The sequence below is a fragment of the Roseibium sp. AS2 genome, assembly GCF_038900065.1.
Lineage (GTDB): Bacteria > Pseudomonadota > Alphaproteobacteria > Rhizobiales > Stappiaceae > Roseibium.
Window position 1 is genome coordinate 295,050 of the sequence record NZ_JBBMQN010000004.1, and the last position, 16,217, is coordinate 311,266.

Here is a 16,217-nt window from a genome sequence, read left to right on the forward strand (position 1 = left end):
GCAAGCGGCGCAGGCGGCGTCCCGCAGGATCGCCTGCCTGCTCCGCTTCGACCGTGATGCTCAGCCGCAATCGGCCGTGAGGCTGGCGGCTTCGATGCCGGCAACGGCACAGGCCTCGTCATTGTCCGATGTGTCGCCGGTGATGCCGACGGCGCCGAGCGTCTGCCCATCCGCACCCCTGATCAGCACACCGCCGGGCACCGGAACAATGGCGCCGCCGGAAACGCCATTGAGGGCGTTGACGAAATGCGGACGCGATTCGGCATTGGCGTTGAGCCACCTTGTGCCGGTGCCCACCGCGAGGGCGCCGACCGCCTTGCCCGTGGCGATCTGGGGCCGCATGATCGAGGACCCGTCCTGGCGCTTGAGCAGGACCGTGTGACCGCCCGCATCCAGGACCGCGACCGTCAGCGGCTTGAGCTTCAGCTCGGCTGCCTTTTCGAATGCGGCGGAAGTGATGGTCTCTGCGATTGAAAGTCCGATACCGATTGTCATTGATTGGCACCCTTCTGGTGGTTCATATCTTCGACCTGAAACGGGAACGTCTCAGCGCCGGGCGATCCTGTCGGGAGACTGCCTTGAAACGGCAATGAGCAGAGGTTTGCGCATTTCGCCGGTTCTCCTTAAGGTGCTGCCCGCGAATTGAATTTGCTATCAGAACAGAAGCTTGCGGAATAGTCGGTATTCCCGAGAAGCTTCTGGAACATATCGGAAAGAATGCGGTTTCCCGCAGGAGGATTTCAGTGAAGCGTGATTTTCAGGCACCTGGCCGGTCTCCGGTATTCGCCAGGGAAGCCGCCGTGGCAACCTCGCATCCCCTTGCGACCAGTGCGGCGCTTGAAACACTTCAGGCTGGCGGCAATGCGGTCGATGCGGCCATCGCTGCGGTCGCCGTGCAATGTGTTGTCGAACCCCACATGACGGGAATCGGCGGCGACTGTTTCGCGATCGTGATGGAGCCTGACGGCCGCCTGACCGGGTTCAACGGCTCGGGCGCCGCACCGCGCGCGGCAACACCGCAGAAGCTGGCGGAGCTCGGGGTCGAAGAGATCACGGACACCTCGCCGCATTCGGTTACCGTTCCCGGTGCCGTGCGCGCCTGGGAGACGCTGCTCAAGGCTCACGGCACGCGTGGGTTCCAGTCTCTCTTCACGCGCGCCATACGATACGCCCACGAGGGATTTCCGGTGGCGCCGCGTGTCGCGCGCGACTGGGCGGGTGACGTGGACAAATTGCGGGCCGATCCGGTTACCGCGGCCCACTATCTGGTCAAGGGCGAGGCCCCGAAGGCCGGGACGATCCTGAAATACCCGCATCTGGCCGAAACGCTGGAAAAGATCGCCGAAGGCGGGGCCGATGCCTTTTATTCCGGCGACATTGCCGAGGACATCGTCGCAGCACTGCGCTCCCGGGGCGGGCTGATGACCCTGGACGATCTTGCTGCCTGCCACACCACGGCGGTCTCACCGGTGATGCGGGACTACAAGGGTCACACGGTGGCGGAGCTGCCGCCGAACGGCCAGGGCATCATCGCCCTGGTCATGCTCGGGATTCTCGAGCGGTTCGATCTTGAAAATCTCGATCCGCTGGGCGCGGAACGCTTTCATCTGGAAATGGAGGCGGCGCGGCTTGCCTATGCGGTCCGCGACCGGTTCGTGGCCGATCCGGGCCATATGGATGTGTGTCATTCCCACCTGATCGGCTCGGCCTATCTGGACCGGCTTGCCGCGCAAGTCTCGCCGGAAAAGCGCCTTGCCGCGATTCCCCAAAGCGGACTGGCGCCTCAGACCGACACGGTCTACCTGTCCGTGGTCGACAAGGACGGCCTGGCGGTGTCCTTCATCAATTCCCTGTTCACCGATTTCGGCAGCGGCATCGTCGCGCCGGAAAGCGGCGTTCTGCTGCACAGCCGCGGCAAGTCTTTCCGGGCGGCTCCCGGACATCCCAATTCGATCGATGGCGGCAAACGCCCGATGCACACCATCATTCCCGCAATGATGCTGAAGGATGGCGCGCCGTATCTGTCCTTCGGCGTGATGGGAGGTCAGTACCAGGCCTGCGGCCATGCGCATCTGCTCACCAATATCGTCGACTACGGCATGGACGTACAGGCGGCCATCGACTTCCCGCGCATGTTCTTCGACATGGACAGCCACGATTTGCAGGCCGAAAGGCTCGTGCCGGCGTCGACTCTGGACGGCCTGAGGGCACTGGGTCACAAGGTCGTGCCGGCGGACGGGCCAATCGGCGGCGCCCAGGCGATCATGATCGACAGGGCGCGCAAGATGCTGATTGCCGGCTCCGATCCGCGCAAGGACGGGCACGCCGCCGGGTATTGAGGCGGCTGCCATGCGCGTCAATTTGATCCTTGTGGCCGCCGCAAAGCGGGTGTTGAGTGCGCCTGGACGCTCCGACAGATAATCGAGGATTGATCATGGCCGGTATTTCGCGGCGCGAACTTCTGCTTGGAAGCACGGGAACCGTTGCCGCCTTCGCCGCCGGCGGTTTCCTGTCCCGCCAGGCGCAGGCCGCCGCCCATTCGTTGACGCTTGCCAGGATCCGCCATTCCGTTCTGCCCGGCACGATTACCGGAAACATGATGAGCTTTGCCCCGGACGGCCCGCCGCCGGTGCTGCGCTTCAAAAAAGGTCAGGCGACCTCGATCGACGTCCGGAACGGGCTTGACGAGGCCTCGGTTGTGCATTGGCATGGGCTGAGGATTGCCAACGGCATGGACGGGGTGCCCTATCTGACCCAGCTTCCGATCGAGGCGGGGCAGCAATTCCGCTATCAGTTCACGCCGCCGGATGCCGGGACATTCTGGTACCACCCCCATTGCAACACGCTGGAACAGATGGCCCGCGGCCTGACCGGGGTCCTGGTCGTGGAGGAAGACGAGGACCCGGGGTTCGACCAGGACCTGCCGCTGAACATCCGGGACTTCCGTCTGGGTGGCGACGGCCAGTTCATCGATCTGTTCAAGCCCCGCAACGCGGCTCGCGGCGGGACCTACGGCACGGTCTCGACCGTCAACTGGAAGGTCGCGCCGCACTATGAGCTTGCTGCCGGCAGTCTGGTGCGGCTGCGTCTCGCGGTGACCGACGTCACCCGGGTCGGAACGTATGACATCACCGGCGGTGACGCACAGCTGATCGCGCTGGACTCAAATCCATTGCCCAAACCAATTCCCGCAAAAGACGTGGTGCTGTCTCCCGGGCAGCGGGCCGACATCGCCCTGCGCGTCCCGGACAATGATGGCGGGACGGTGCGCCTCCACCTGAAACGCCCCAATGGCGACAAGGAGCTGGCGGTGTTCCTGCCGCGGGGACAGAGCGCCCGCCGCGATCTCCGCGAATTGAAACCGCTTGCGCCGAACCCGGTGCCGGAGCCGGATCTTGCCAATGCGGAGGTGCTGGACTTCGTGTTCGGCTGGTCACCGGAAGGCGGTGCGCCGCAGGCCAGTATCTGCGGATCGCTCGGCTATACATTCTGGTCGATCAACCGCACTGCCTGGGCCGGGGACCTGCCGGGCCCGTTCGATCCGCTGGCAACGCTGCGGCTTGGCAAGTCCTACATCCTGCGGTTCAGGAACGAGACGCCGAACGCGCACCCGATCCATCTGCACGGCGTCTCCTTCCGGCTGCTCAGGTCGAACAAGCGACAGCTGGCGCCGCTGGTGACCGATACGGCCTTGCTGCTGGAGAACGAGACGATGGAGGTGGCCCTGGTGGCCGACAATCCGGGCGACTGGGCATTCCATTGCCATGTCATCGAACACCAGAAGACCGGACTGGCCGGTTTTCTGCGGATTGCGGAATGAGATTATCGCTGTCCGGTACATCCGGTTCGGGCCGGACAGCAGCAGGTGCGCGCTAGCGTTCCGTCTTGAACAAGTGCCCGGCGGCGCGGCGGCGCGGCAGGGAGGCCGTGTCCCGGTAGGTGTTTGCACCGTTGAGCGAGGCGGTCTGTCTGAATGCCCTGGTCTGACTGTCGCCATCGCGGGTGGCGATCAGATGTGCCAGGAAGACCGAGTTCGGCAGGTAGCGTGATGAAAACGCGGTCTGATCGCGCTCCAGAACGGGTTGCTGGGGGGCGGGAAGATGCGCGGAGAAATCGCCGGCCTGACGTTCGGATTCCGTCTCTCCCAGAGAGGGACGCTTGCGCCTCACATTGGAACGGCCTGCCGAAGTTACCGGGTTCACTCGCACAGCTCAACGCCTCACTGTTTCAAAATGGCACGCCAAGGCCTGCCCTGTCTGAAACTTCGCAATCACCATGCCAATATGGGAACGCGTTAACCTTTTGTCCGCAGTTTTGTGCCGATTCCCGGTCACAAAAGTTAACAGGTTGGTGCAAAACCGGACAAATTCAGTGAGAATCGGGGATAGCGGTGGCAACCGACGGGGCGCCCTTGCCATCGCGATGACGTGGACTGTCCTGCCACGAGGCAGCAGCCTGCCCGGTTGTCATGGCCGGGGACCGGTCAGGATCCGGTCATGAATATCGGCGGTTATTGTGGTCCCGCCGCGAGAGCGTGCGGTCGGTCCGTGGGCTGGCGATGGTCAGCCAGACGGCGTTTTCACCGTGAGCGGCAGTTTAAACTCCAGCGGCCAGAGCCTGCCGGTGCGCAGCAGAAGTTGGAGGGTCAAGGCGACGGACATGGCATCGTCGAGGGCGTCGTGCTGGCGCCTCGGCGCGCTTTCGATGTTGAAATAATCCGCCAGTCTGCCGCTGGTCGTGCTTGCAACATCTTCCCGGGGCATGCCGGCGTTGAGCAGAAGGCCGGAGGCATTGCCGAACCGCTGTATCGGCATTTTTGGCGCAAATCCCTCTACATAACAGCTGATGGCAAACAGATTGAGCTCGTCCTTGCCCCACGACCACAAGGTGCCGTCCCCGGCGAATTTGTCGAAAAGGTCGTGCGCCTCGGCCATGCCGATACCGTCCCGGTCGACCGAGGCCTGATCGATCCCGGTCAGTTCCGTGAAAAACGGGTCGAGAACGGCCTTTCGGCCATGCCTGTCCCTGGAGGCAATGAGGACCTGAAACGTATCCAGAATTTCATGGCCGGGGTCGAGGGAGAGCTTTACGGCCCCGATCTGGGCCACGGACGGATCCGGGTCTAGCGGGCCGCCCCAGATACGGTTCATGGCACCGGTGGCGGTCAGAAATTCGCAATCGAAAATGATGGCATGGGTCATGGCGGTCAGATCCAGATGAGGAATACGGTGGCGAGAAACAAGAGCACGGTGGAATAGAATGTCAGCGCGAAGCCGAAGGCGCGCGCGCCGGCGCCGGATGCATAGCCGCGCCAGAACAGGGCGCGCCCGCAGAAGAACAGCAGGGCGGCCACCGGCAGGGCGCCGAGCAGCGGCGCCGGCGCGAGGGCGGCAAAGCTGCCATAGACAAGGACGGCCAGAACGGTCTGCTCAAGCGTGTTCTGCAGCACCGCCTGCAGCCTTTTTGCGTCCGCTGTTCCGGCGGTCAGGCCGCTGCCGTCGATGTCTTCAGGGGTGAAAAAGCGGTGCCGGGCCAGAATGCCGATGGAAAGCAGCAGCCAGGCACAAATGGTCAGAACGGACCGGGCCGCATACGCCAGCCGCCCGGCGGCCGTATCGGCCGGCAACCAGTCCGCCGGCATGAATGCGGCGCCGGCGCTCAGCGCCAGGACGGACACCGCCATGGCGGCGATCATGCCCTTGAGGACAGGGCTCTGTTTGTCGGAAAGCGGCATGTGTCCGGAACCGGTCGGTTGCATCCTGTTCGATGCCCGCAGAGGATCACATGACAGCGCAAAAGAAAAGCGCGGCCCTGAGGGCCGCGCTTGACGAATTTCATCGGGACCCGGCGTTAAGCGGGCAGGGCACCCTGTGCCTTGTCGACCAGAACCTTGAAGGCGTCCGGCTGATTGATGGCCAGGTCGGACAGAACCTTGCGGTCGACTTCGACACCGGCCTTGGTCAGACCGTCGATGAAGCGGCCATAGGTCATGCCGTGCTGGCGGGTTGCCGCGTTGATGCGCTGGATCCAGAGCGAACGGAAGTTGCGCTTCTTGGCCTTGCGGTCGCGGTAGGCGTATTGAGCGGCCTTCTCGACGGCCTGCTTGGCAACGCGGATCGTGCTCTTGCGGCGGCCGTAATAGCCTTTGGCAGCCTTCAGAACTTTTTTATGGCGAGCGTGGGCGGTTACGCCCCGTTTGACGCGTGACATCTAGGTAATCTCCTTCGGGGCTGGCTTTAAGCGTAGGGCAGGAACTGCTTGACGATCTTCGCATCCTGGTCGCACAGCGTGGTGGTGCCACGGGCGTTGCGGATGAATTTCGTCGAGCGTTTGATCATGCCATGACGCTTGCCGGCCTGCGCGGTTTTCACCTTGCCGGACGCAGTCAGTTTGAAGCGCTTCTTGGCGCCGGATTTCGTCTTCAGCTTGGGCATTTTGCATCCTTTCCTTGGTGTGCCTGTCAGAAACAGGCACTTCTTTCTTGGTGCATTCAGAGCCGACACGGCATGCCCTTGGTTGTCGCGGGGGTCTGCATCACGATGCTGGATCAGGATACAGGAAACCAGTCCACGACGAGCCGGACGACTCTGGACCGGGCGCTTATATGGGAGCTTTCGGCCAAATGCAACCGGAATCGGGAGCGCACAAGGGACGTTTATCTGCGCTCCTGCGCCTGCTTCCGGCTACAGACCGCGGCGACATGGAGTGCGCAGCCCTATGCGGCCCGTTTGGCTTCCGCCCTGGCTGCCTCAAGCCTGACAGCAAATGCATCAGGTGTTGCTGTTGCAGTGCCTTGAAGACGGATGAAGTCAACAGTCTCGATGCCGAGGAAAGCGAGCAGAAACTTCAGGTAGGGTTCGAGAAAATTGGCGGCTGCAAAAGGTTCCTCCGGCAAATAGCCCTCGGAGCCATAGGCACAAACAATGACGGCCCGCCGCGCTTTCACAAGTCCCTTGAAACCGGTCTCGTCCATCGAAAACGTGTGACCGATCCGCATGATCTGGTCGATCCACGCCTTGAGAGCCGCAGGAATGGAGAAGTTGTAGATCGGAACCGCGAAGAGCAAGGTGTCGGACCCCTGAATTTCTTCGACAAGCGCATCCGACAGGGCTGTCGCCGCTTTCAAATCATCGGGCAGGTTGTCTTGCGGCGCATAAAACCCTTCGATGGTTTTCTGGGCGATGAACGGGATCGAGCCGTCTGCGACGTTTCGGGTAATGACCCGGCATCCCGGGTGTTTCGCCCGAAATCCGGCTTCGAACGTGTCGGCAATGGCAGCGGAATGGGACCCGTCCAGCCGGGAGCTTGAATTGATGCGGAGCAACTGTGTCATGAACTTGCCTCCTTTTTGCGTGGCAAGCCGGGTTTAGTTTCCTGCGAGATTTCGAAAAACAGATCGAAATGCATTGGATTCGTGCGTATTGTGCATGAATGGATCTGACATCACTCAAGACGGCCTTGCTGGTCCGGGACCTCGGCAGTTTTGCCGCCGTTGCCCGGCTTCAGGACCTGGACGCCTCAAGCGTGTCCCGGGTCATTGCCCAACTGGAACAGGAGGTCGGGTTCCGGCTGTTCCAGCGCAGCACCCGGAGCCTTGCGCCGACCGGAGAAGGGGAGCTTTACCTGAACCGGATCGCACCCCTGGTCGAGGAACTGGAGTCAGCCGGAGAAGAGGCCCGCACAACGGCAGTCTCGCCGCGCGGGACCTTGCGCATGACCGCCAGCATCTCCTTCGTTCAGGAGTGCCTGATGCCGCTGCTTCCCGAATTCCGGGACAGATACCCGGAGGTCGATATCGAGCTGCTGGCATCCGACGCCAATCTGGACCTGCGGGCGGAGGGGATCGATCTGGCGGTGCGATTCGGGTCCATGCCCAAGGGAGACTGGATCGTCACGAGGCTGATGACCACCAGCTATCGCGTTGTTGCCTCGCCGGGATACCTGGAAAAGAACGGTCCGCTTTCGCATCCCGATGACTTGTCGGAGCGCGATTGCATCCGGTTCGCCATTCCGGGTTTCCGGACCTATTGGCAGTTTCTGCGAGAAGGAAAGACCGAGCCCTTCAGCGTCCCGGTCAGTGGCGCGACGGTGATTTCAAATGCCTTGTCGATCCGCTCTGCGGCGCGGTACGGCATGGGGGTTGCGCTTTTGCCGATCATGCTGGTGCAGCGGGACCTTGAAAACGGCACGCTTGTCGATCTCTTCCCGGATCATGCCTGTGCAGCGGCGACTTTCGAGACGGCGGCCTGGATCCTCTATCCGAGCCGGTCCTATCTGCCCCAGAAGGTGCGGGTCATGATCGACTTCCTGAAGGAGAAAATCAGCTAGTGGTTTGATCCCGACTGGCTGCGTTGTTGCCTCGGATGAAGCGCGTTACCAGTCAGAAAAGAAAACAGGCATCGTCCAACGTAGCGTTTTTTGGTCACAACCCGAAAGCTGCAGGAATGAGCTTCCGGAAGTGGCTGGGCTTCGATGGTCCTGGCAATCACGGTGTTCCAACGGTGAACACGCCCTACGAATTGTGGAACGAATACACTGTCATCACCACGGTCCGCGAGCCGCTCGACCGGGCTCTGTCCTGTTAAACCAGCCGCAACAAATAAGACCCTATTTGTTGCGGCTGGCATAAGATACGCCGCAGGTTGGCAGTCTGTGCCTGTCCCGCTAGATCGGGACAGGATGGTCAGGCGTTTACGTCGACAACCACACGCCCCTTGACCTGGCCCTTCAGGATGTCCGCACCGAGTTTCGGCAGGTCTTCCAGGGTGGCCGTCTGAACGATCGCCTCGAGCTTGTCCATCGGCAGGTCCTTCGCCAGCCGCTCCCAGGCCTCTAGGCGGGCGCCATAGGGTTTCAGGACGCTGTCGATGCCCAGAAGATTGACCCCGCGCAGCAGGAACGGAATGACAGTTGCCGGCAGGGCCGCGCCGCCGGCCAGGCCCACGGCGGCAACGGACGCGCCGTATTTCATCTGGCCAAGGACCCGCGCCAGCATTGAACCGCCGACCGCGTCCACGCAGCCTGCCCAGGTTTCGCTTTCCAACGGCCGCTTGACTGTTTCAGCGATATCCTGACGCGGGACAACGCTGCTGGCGCCCAGCGACTTCAGATAATCCCAGGTGCTGTCCCGTCCCGTTACGGCGGCAACTTCATAGCCGAGATTGGCCAGGATGGCGGTCGCAACCGAGCCCACGCCGCCGGCGGCGCCGGTCACCAGGACGGGTCCGTTTTCCGGCTTCAGGCCATGATCTTCCAGCGCCATCACGGCGAGCATGGCGGTGAAACCCGCCGTGCCGATCGCCATCGCGTTGCGGGTTGTCAGGCCTTCAGGCAGCGGCACCAGCCATTCGCCCTTGACGCGGGCCTTCTGGGAATAGCCGCCCCACCAGGCTTCCCCGACCCGCCATCCGGTCAGCACAACCTTGTCGCCGGGCTTGTACCAGTCGTCCGAGGACTCCTCGACGGTGCCGGCAAAGTCGATGCCCGGCACATGCGGATAGGTGCGCACCAGTCCGCCGCCGGGGCCAAGGCAAAGACCGTCCTTGTAGTTCAGGGTCGAATATTCGACAGCGACGGTCACGTCGGCTTCCGGCAGCCGGTTCTCGTCAATTTCCTGGATCGCCGCGTGGGTCTTGCCGTCCTCGTCCTTGTCGACAATCAGCGCCTTGAACGTCATCATGTGGCCTCCAAATTTCCTTTTTTGAATTCTAACGGTTGCGCAGGCGGGATCGCTGCCGATGGGTGGCGTCGTGATTGCCTGCGGAGACCTTGCGGTCCCTGTTTTCGACACGCTGCGCGCACCGCTTTTAAAAGTCAAACATTTAATTGTCCGACATTTAAACATTTTGAATTGACCCCCGTATGCCGCCTCTCTAGTTTTGTCGGCGGGTCAACACGCGCCGGAGAGATCGTTGGCGATCGAATTCAACACGATTCAGAAAGAGGGCCTGTCGGTCCAGATCGCCAATGCCATCCGCGATGCGATTCTGGAAGGCCGACTCGCCGGTGAGGAACGTCTGCCGAGCGAAGCCGAACTCGCCGCCCGGTTCGGTGTTTCCCGATCGACCGTGCGCGAGGCGCTCAAGCGGCTGGCCGCGCAGAACCTGATCCGCAGCGAGCGTGGCTCATCCGGCGGTGCGTTCGTCAACCGCATGACCTGGGCCGAGGCGCAGGGCAATCTGGTGACGGCGACGCGCCTGTTGATCGGCATGAACGATATTCCACTGGAAGATGCGATCGAAGCCCGGTTCGCGCTGGAGACGGCGGCGCTGCCGCTTGCGGCGGAAAAGCGGACCCGGGACCATTTGGCGGACATGCGCCGGGAAATTCAGTGCCAGCGGGATCCGCAAACCTCCGACCAGGACTTTTGCGCCTCCGATGTTGCCTTCCACACGGCGATTGCCGACGCTACCGGCAATCCATTGCTGAATTTTCAGCTTTCGGCGGCCTTTGAAGCCATGCAGCCGCTGATGAACATGCTGGTCTACCGCCTGCGCGACCGCGAGCGGATCGCAGATCTTCACGAGGCGCTGGCCGATGCGCTCCACGCGGCGGATGCCGATGCGGCGCACCGCCAGCTCGAAGCCCTGGCGGCCTATACCAAGGATCTGGCCGCCGAGCGCCGCAGCCCCCGCTCGCCCTGATCCCGCACACCCTGACCCCGCACCCGCCGCGATCCGGAAACGGTCCCGGTTTTCCGTTCCGGACGTCGCCGTGACCCGGGCGTGGGGCCTTTCCAGGGGCGCAGGGTGCCGGACGGGCGAGCAGATGACGCAGCGGCATTGCACAATATCATCCTAAAGTATAATATATACGAAAGTCGAAGACTGAGTCGCGCCTGAATCGTTCGCGACCTGGTTCGCCGGCTGGACTGACGCCGCAATCACCTCCACACAAGGCGGCTATAACCACACGGAGCAGACCCATGAAATTCTGGAGCATCGCAGTTGTCGTGCTGGTTCTCGTCGGCGCTGCCGCCAGCAGGGCTTCCAATCCCAGCCATGTCCTGAGCGATCACCCGGTCAGCACCGGTGTCCCGGTCACGACACTGCATACGCCGGCAACGCCTTAGAACCTCGCCCGTTCTGCGTGTCCGCCGGGTGGCATTGCATCGGTCCGCCGAGGGGCGACGCCCACTGTTTGTGCAGCGCATCTGAGATAGATCAAACGACGGATGGGCGGAAACGGGTAACAAGATCTGGGAGCCATCGGGTCAATCAGGACCGCACCGTTCCGGTGCGCTGATTTCCTGACGAGGCGGTTCAGGTCAGACATGCAGAAAACCCATATCTTCGCGCTTGGTGCCGCCATTCTCCTGGCGGGCGTTGGCTACTACGTTGTCAGCCGCGACGGCAGCTCGCTTCCAGATGACATTGCGTCCGGAAACGGGCGCATCGAGGCCACGCAAGTCGATATTTCGACGAAAATCGCCGGCCGCGTGAAGGAGGTGCTCGCGCGGGAAGGCGATCTTGTCGAACCCGGCGAGACCGTCGCGACGATCGATGTTGCCGAACTGCAAGCCCAGTTGCTGCGCGCCGAGGCCGATGTTGCCAGCGCCCAAAGCGCGGTCGCGGCGGCCCGGGCTTCGATCGAAGAGGCAAAGGCAAGGCTTGTTCTGGCCGAACAGGAGCTTGCCCGCACCGAGGTGCTTGTCGAAAAAGGCCATGACAGCCAGGAAAATCGGGACGTGCGAGTCAGCGAGCGCAATGTCGCCAGGGCCAATGTTGCTTCGGCGGAGGCGACGCTGGTGGCACAGCAGCGCAGCGTCGATGCCGCCCGTGCGGTTGCCACGGAAATCCGGACCCAGATCAATGACGGCGTGCTCAAGTCGACGGTGATCGGCCGGGTGCTGTATCGCCTTGCCGAGCCGGGCGAGGTCCTCGCCAGCGGCGGTGCCGTCATGACGCTGGTCAACTTCCGGGACATCTACATGGAGATCTTCCTGCCCTCATCGCAGGCGCACCGGGTCGCCATCGGCGCAGAGGCGCGTGTCCAGCTCGATATTCTCGATTTCGCGATTCCGGCGACGGTCAGCTTTGTCTCTCCTGAGTCGCAGTTCACGCCAAAGGAAGTGGAAACACCCAGCGAACGCGAGAAACTGATGTTCAGGGTCAAGGTTCGGGTGCCCTCGGACCTGGTTCTCAATCACATTGAAAGTGTCAAGACCGGCATCCGGGGTGTCGCTTACGTACGGCTGACCCGACTGGACGGGGAGCCCTCGGCCTGGCCGGCGATCCTCAAGCCGATGCCTGCGGGGCTCGCGCCGGAAACCGGTGATACCGGCACGCACTAGCGTGCCGGTCCCGGCATCGCCGGCAACGAGGAAGCGGCATGGCTGACCAGGTCCAATCTGTTGCGAGCATCACGGAGGTCACGCATCTCTACGGCAGCAGGCGTGCGCTCGATGACGTGAGCCTCGACATTCCCGCCGGACAGATGGTCGGTCTGCTCGGGCCGGACGGCGTCGGCAAATCGACGTTGCTCGGGCTGATCGCGGGCGCGCGCAAGCTGCAGCAGGGCCGTCTCGAGGTTCTGGACGGCGACATGGCCTCGTCCCGTCATCGCAACGATGTCGGGCCGCGTATCGCCTACATGCCGCAGGGTCTGGGCAAGAATCTCTACGCCGATCTGAGCGTGCGGGAAAACCTGGATTTCTTCGGCAAGCTCTTCGGTCAGGGCACCGCCGAGCGAGACGCGCGCATCCGGCACCTGACGGCAGCAACAGGTCTGGATCCGTTTCTCGAGCGGCCCGCCGGCAAACTGTCGGGCGGCATGAAACAGAAGCTCGGCCTGTGCTGCGCCCTCCTCCACGATCCGGACCTCCTGATCCTCGATGAGCCGACAACGGGTGTCGACCCGCTGTCGCGGCGCCAGTTCTGGCAGTTGATCGCCGCGATCCGCGCCGAGCGGTCCGGAATGAGTGTCATCGTGTCGACGGCGTATATGGACGAGGCCGAGCTGTTCGACTGGCTCGTGGCCATGAACGACGGTTCTGTCCTGGATGCCGGCAGCCCCCGGCAGCTCAAGGAAAAGACCGGTGCCGACGATTTCGATACGGCCTTCATGCGCCTGTTGCCCGAAGGCGCCCGCGGCTCGGTCGATCTGACCATTCCGCCCCTTGAAAAGACCGACCGCGCGCCGGCGATTGCCGCCAGGGGCCTGAGCCGTCGTTTCGGGGACTTCACCGCAGTCGACAATGTCAGTTTCGAGATCGGGCGCGGTGAGATCTTCGGATTTCTCGGATCCAACGGTTGCGGCAAGACCACGACGATGAAAATGCTCACGGGCCTGTTGCCGGCTTCAGAGGGCGAGGCACTCCTGTTCGGCCAGCCGGTCGATGCCAGTGACACGGAGGCCCGCAAGCGCGTCGGTTTCATGACCCAGGCGTTCTCGCTCTATGGAGAACTGACGGTCGAACAGAACCTGACACTGCATGCGCGCCTGTTCCGTTTGAGCGCGGAAAAGACGGCGGAGAGGATCGATGCGCTGGTCACGCGGTTCGGTCTGGCGCCGCACATGTCCGCTCTGGCATCGTCTCTGCCACTTGGCATGCGGCAGCGCCTGTCGCTGGCCGTGGCGGTCATTCACGAGCCGGAAATGCTGATCCTCGACGAGCCGACGTCCGGCGTCGATCCGGTGGCACGTGACGAGTTCTGGGAGTTGCTGGTGGAACTGTCACGGCGCGACAAGGTGACAATCTTCATCTCCACGCACTTCATGAACGAGGCGTTGCGTTGCGATCGCATCTCGCTGATGCATGCCGGCCGGGTCCTTGTCTGCGACGAGCCGGAGCACCTCATTCAGGCCAAGGGCAAGACCACGCTCGAAGAAGCCTTCATCGCCTATATCGAAGAGGCGATTGGCGACAGTGGCACGGACCCGGTGCCTGCGGAGATTCTGGCGCCGGCGACAGCCCGCACAGGCCCATCCAGAGCCGTTGCCGGTGCTGTCCACGGTTTCAGTCTTGCGCGTCTTCTCGCCTACAGCTTTCGCGAAGCGAAGGAGGTCATGCGCGACCCGGTGCGCCTTGCATTCGCCTTCCTGGGCAGCTCGATCCTGCTGATCGTCATTGCCTACGGTATCTCGCTTGATGTCGAGAATCTGCGTTATGCGGCGCTCGACCTCGACAGGACACCCGAAAGCCGGCAGTACCTGCGCAGTTTCGAGGGCTCCCGCTATTTCATCGAGCAGGAGGAACTCGTCAGCCGGGACGACCTCGAACGGCGGCTGCAGTCGAACGACATCACGCTGGCCATTGAAGTACCTCCCGGCTTCGGCCGCGAATTGAAGAACGGCCAGACGCCGTCCATATCCGCCTGGATCGACGGGTCCAACACGATGCGCGCCGGCACGCTTGAAGGCTACGTCGAAGGCGCACACGCCCATTATCTTTCCGATCTGGCAACGGCTGCCGGGGTGGATGCGGACGCTTCTCTGCTCGTCACGCTCGAACCGCGCTACCGTTACAATCCGTCGTTCGAATCCATCTATTCGATCGGTCCGAAGGCTTCGGGCATGCTGTTGCTGATGTTTCCCGCGGTTCTCATGGCAATCAGCATGGCGCGGGAAAAAGAGATCGGAACGATCACCAATTTCTACGTGACGCCGACACGCCGTCTGGAGTTCCTGATCGGCAAGCAATTGCCCTATGTGCTGATCGGAATGATCAATTTTGTCATCCTGACGTTTCTTGTCGTGTTTTTCCTGCAAGTGCCCCTGAAAGGCAGCTTCGCGGCGCTTTTCGTCGGGGCGGTTCTCTACGCTTTCGCGGTCACCGGTTTCGGGCTGATGGTGTCGTCCGTAACCCGCACGCAGGTCGCCGCCGTGTTCGCGACAACGGTGCTTTCCATGCTGCCGACGATCCAGTTCTCCGGCATGATCCAGCCGGTTTCGACACTTGAGGGCGGAGGCCGCCTGATCGGATCGGTCTGGCCGGCCACCTACTACAATCATCTCAGCGTCGGCGCCTATACCAAGGGTCTCGGCTTCGCGGACCTGATGCCGGATCTGGCGGTGCTGTTTCTGTTCGGACCGGTTTTCATCGTGATCGCCGCGGCCTTCCTGAAGAAGCAGGAGGCCTGACGGATGCGGACCTGGATCAGGATCTTCTGGCTCGGCACCAAGGAACTGCGCAGCGTTCTCGGAGACGTCTTCCTGCTCGCGCTCATCGCCTGGTCATTCAGTTTCGCGATCTATTCCCAATCGACCGGGATGAGCGAAACGGTCAACAACGCCTCGATCGCCATTGTCGACGAGGACCGGTCGACCCTGTCGCGCGCGATCGGGAATGCGCTCTATCCGCCCTATTTCCAGACACCCGAACTGATCGAGGCGACGGACATCGACCGGTACATGAACCAGGACCGGTTCATGTTCGTCGTCGTCATTCCACCGGATTTCGAGAAGGATGTGCGCAAGGGGCGCCAGCCGAACGTTCAGATCAACATCGATGCGACGGCCGTCATCCAGGCAAGTCTCGGCAATGGTTACATCCAGAGCATCATCAGCACGGAAGTGGCCCATTTCAAGAACCGTTCCGACGAGGAGACGTCGTATCAGGTGGATCTTGTCGACCGCCGTGCATTCAACCCCAACGGGACCCAGAAGTGGTTCAGCGCCATCGTGGCGCTGCTCGACCAGCTGTCGATGCTGACGATCATCCTGACCGGTGCGGCATTGCTGCGCGAGCGGGAACACGGCACGATCGAGCATCTTCTGGTGATGCCGCTCACCTCGTTCCAGATCGTCATGGCCAAGGTCTGGGCAAACGGCCTGATCATCCTGGCCGCCTTCTCCCTGTCGATGCTGTTCATGGTCGAGGGCGTGCTCGATGTTCCGATCGCCGGTTCCAAGTGGGTGCTGTTGTCCGGCACCGTCGTCTATCTGTTTGCCGCGTCCGCAATCGGAATCTTTCTCGGCACCGTGGCCCGTACAATGGCGCAGTTCTCGCTGCTGATGATGATGACGATCATACCGATGATGATGCTGTCCGGCGGAATGACGCCGATCGAGAGCCAGCCGCAGGAAGTGCAGTATTTCACCTTGCTGCTGCCGTCGCGCCATTACATGGCCTTCGCGCAGTCGGTTGTTTTCCGGGGTGCCGGACTGGATGTCGTCTGGCCGCAATTTCTTGCCGTCGCCGGCCTTGGGGCCGTCTTCTTCGTCTCCAGTCTCGCCTTGTTCCGCCGTTCGATCTCAGTTGCCAGATAAGGACACTC

General features: G+C 62.2%; 17 protein-coding genes. 9 read left to right on the forward strand and 8 right to left on the reverse strand.

The window, feature by feature from the left end:
* Nucleotides 1-60: 60 nt before the first annotated feature.
* A complete protein-coding gene (locus WNZ15_RS13375) occupies nt 61-495 on the reverse strand; it encodes a heme-binding protein (RefSeq protein WP_342893481.1) in 435 nt (144 codons plus the stop codon).
* Nucleotides 496-743: 248 nt separating this feature from the next.
* Here WNZ15_RS13375 and ggt point away from each other — a divergent pair, with 248 nt between their 5' ends.
* Together ggt and WNZ15_RS13385 are read left to right on the forward strand one after the other, a co-directional pair.
* Complete coding sequence (gene ggt, locus WNZ15_RS13380; RefSeq protein WP_342893482.1) at nt 744-2,339, forward strand: gamma-glutamyltransferase; 1,596 nt, start codon at nt 744-746, stop codon at nt 2,337-2,339.
* A 95-nt stretch (nt 2,340-2,434) separates the two neighbouring features.
* Nucleotides 2,435-3,820, forward strand: coding sequence for a multicopper oxidase family protein (locus tag WNZ15_RS13385; RefSeq protein WP_342893483.1), 1,386 nt, complete (start codon nt 2,435-2,437; stop codon nt 3,818-3,820).
* Between the two features lie 52 nt (nt 3,821-3,872).
* Here WNZ15_RS13385 and WNZ15_RS13390 read toward each other — a convergent pair whose 3' ends face one another.
* From WNZ15_RS13390 to WNZ15_RS13415, 6 genes are all read right to left on the reverse strand, one after another.
* Complete coding sequence (locus WNZ15_RS13390) at nt 3,873-4,202, reverse strand: hypothetical protein (protein ID WP_342893484.1); 330 nt, start codon at nt 4,200-4,202, stop codon at nt 3,873-3,875.
* Nucleotides 4,203-4,562: 360 nt separating this feature from the next.
* Complete coding sequence (locus WNZ15_RS13395; RefSeq protein ID WP_342893485.1) at nt 4,563-5,201, reverse strand: 3'-5' exonuclease; 639 nt, start codon at nt 5,199-5,201, stop codon at nt 4,563-4,565.
* Between the two features lie 5 nt (nt 5,202-5,206).
* Entirely contained in the window at nt 5,207-5,734 is a 528-nt protein-coding gene (locus WNZ15_RS13400) for an MAPEG family protein (protein ID WP_342893486.1), read from the reverse strand.
* A gap of 116 nt (nt 5,735-5,850) precedes the next feature.
* Entirely contained in the window at nt 5,851-6,210 is a 360-nt protein-coding gene (gene rplT, locus WNZ15_RS13405) for a 50S ribosomal protein L20 (protein ID WP_342893487.1), read from the reverse strand.
* A gap of 26 nt (nt 6,211-6,236) precedes the next feature.
* Nucleotides 6,237-6,434, reverse strand: coding sequence for a 50S ribosomal protein L35 (gene rpmI / locus WNZ15_RS13410; protein WP_342893488.1), 198 nt, complete (start codon nt 6,432-6,434; stop codon nt 6,237-6,239).
* A gap of 281 nt (nt 6,435-6,715) precedes the next feature.
* Nucleotides 6,716-7,333 (reverse strand): NAD(P)H-dependent oxidoreductase, encoded by a 618-nt coding sequence (locus WNZ15_RS13415; protein ID WP_342893489.1) that lies wholly within the window; start codon nt 7,331-7,333, stop codon nt 6,716-6,718.
* Nucleotides 7,334-7,431: 98 nt separating this feature from the next.
* On the opposite strand from WNZ15_RS13415, the gene WNZ15_RS13420 reads away from it, so the two are divergent.
* Nucleotides 7,432-8,328 carry a LysR family transcriptional regulator gene (locus WNZ15_RS13420; protein ID WP_342893490.1) on the forward strand — a complete coding sequence of 299 codons (897 nt, stop codon included), beginning with the start codon at nt 7,432-7,434 and terminating at the stop codon, nt 8,326-8,328.
* A 116-nt stretch (nt 8,329-8,444) separates the two neighbouring features.
* Nucleotides 8,445-8,585, forward strand: coding sequence for a hypothetical protein (locus WNZ15_RS13425; protein WP_342893491.1), 141 nt, complete (start codon nt 8,445-8,447; stop codon nt 8,583-8,585).
* A gap of 98 nt (nt 8,586-8,683) precedes the next feature.
* On the opposite strand, the gene acuI is transcribed toward WNZ15_RS13425, so the two are convergent.
* Nucleotides 8,684-9,679, reverse strand: a complete 996-nt coding sequence (acuI, locus tag WNZ15_RS13430; RefSeq protein ID WP_342893492.1) for an acryloyl-CoA reductase — start codon at nt 9,677-9,679, stop codon at nt 8,684-8,686.
* A 232-nt stretch (nt 9,680-9,911) separates the two neighbouring features.
* On the opposite strand from acuI, the gene WNZ15_RS13435 reads away from it, so the two are divergent.
* From WNZ15_RS13435 to WNZ15_RS13455, 5 genes are all read left to right on the forward strand, one after another.
* On the forward strand, nt 9,912-10,643 hold the full coding sequence (locus WNZ15_RS13435) for a GntR family transcriptional regulator (RefSeq protein WP_342893493.1): 732 nt from the start codon (nt 9,912-9,914) through the stop codon (nt 10,641-10,643).
* Nucleotides 10,644-10,924: 281 nt separating this feature from the next.
* The gene (locus WNZ15_RS13440; protein WP_342893494.1) at nt 10,925-11,071 is read left to right on the forward strand and encodes a hypothetical protein; all 147 of its coding nucleotides are present in this window, start codon (nt 10,925-10,927) and stop codon (nt 11,069-11,071) included.
* A 201-nt stretch (nt 11,072-11,272) separates the two neighbouring features.
* Nucleotides 11,273-12,292 (forward strand): HlyD family efflux transporter periplasmic adaptor subunit, encoded by a 1,020-nt coding sequence (locus tag WNZ15_RS13445; protein ID WP_342893495.1) that lies wholly within the window; start codon nt 11,273-11,275, stop codon nt 12,290-12,292.
* A gap of 38 nt (nt 12,293-12,330) precedes the next feature.
* Entirely contained in the window at nt 12,331-15,081 is a 2,751-nt protein-coding gene (gene rbbA, locus WNZ15_RS13450) for a ribosome-associated ATPase/putative transporter RbbA (RefSeq protein ID WP_342893496.1), read from the forward strand.
* A 3-nt stretch (nt 15,082-15,084) separates the two neighbouring features.
* Complete coding sequence (locus tag WNZ15_RS13455) at nt 15,085-16,209, forward strand: ABC transporter permease (protein ID WP_342893497.1); 1,125 nt, start codon at nt 15,085-15,087, stop codon at nt 16,207-16,209.
* Nucleotides 16,210-16,217 lie beyond the last annotated feature (8 nt).

Bases quoted from the DNA above. Each gene is read 5' to 3' on its own strand.
- rbbA (WP_342893496.1), top strand. From the start codon at position 12,331: ATGGCTGACCAGGTCCAATCTGTTGCGAGCATCACGGAGGTCACGCAT.
- acuI (WP_342893492.1), bottom strand. From the start codon at position 9,679: ATGATGACGTTCAAGGCGCTGATTGTCGACAAGGACGAGGACGGCAAG.
- WNZ15_RS13455 (WP_342893497.1), top strand. From the start codon at position 15,085: ATGCGGACCTGGATCAGGATCTTCTGGCTCGGCACCAAGGAACTGCGC.
- WNZ15_RS13375 (WP_342893481.1), bottom strand. From the start codon at position 495: ATGACAATCGGTATCGGACTTTCAATCGCAGAGACCATCACTTCCGCC.
- WNZ15_RS13385 (WP_342893483.1), top strand. From the start codon at position 2,435: ATGGCCGGTATTTCGCGGCGCGAACTTCTGCTTGGAAGCACGGGAACC.
- WNZ15_RS13395 (WP_342893485.1), bottom strand. From the start codon at position 5,201: ATGACCCATGCCATCATTTTCGATTGCGAATTTCTGACCGCCACCGGT.
- rplT (WP_342893487.1), bottom strand. From the start codon at position 6,210: ATGTCACGCGTCAAACGGGGCGTAACCGCCCACGCTCGCCATAAAAAA.
- WNZ15_RS13400 (WP_342893486.1), bottom strand. From the start codon at position 5,734: ATGCCGCTTTCCGACAAACAGAGCCCTGTCCTCAAGGGCATGATCGCC.
- rpmI (WP_342893488.1), bottom strand. From the start codon at position 6,434: ATGCCCAAGCTGAAGACGAAATCCGGCGCCAAGAAGCGCTTCAAACTG.
- WNZ15_RS13425 (WP_342893491.1), top strand. From the start codon at position 8,445: ATGAGCTTCCGGAAGTGGCTGGGCTTCGATGGTCCTGGCAATCACGGT.
- WNZ15_RS13420 (WP_342893490.1), top strand. From the start codon at position 7,432: ATGGATCTGACATCACTCAAGACGGCCTTGCTGGTCCGGGACCTCGGC.
- WNZ15_RS13440 (WP_342893494.1), top strand. From the start codon at position 10,925: ATGAAATTCTGGAGCATCGCAGTTGTCGTGCTGGTTCTCGTCGGCGCT.
- WNZ15_RS13415 (WP_342893489.1), bottom strand. From the start codon at position 7,333: ATGACACAGTTGCTCCGCATCAATTCAAGCTCCCGGCTGGACGGGTCC.
- WNZ15_RS13445 (WP_342893495.1), top strand. From the start codon at position 11,273: ATGCAGAAAACCCATATCTTCGCGCTTGGTGCCGCCATTCTCCTGGCG.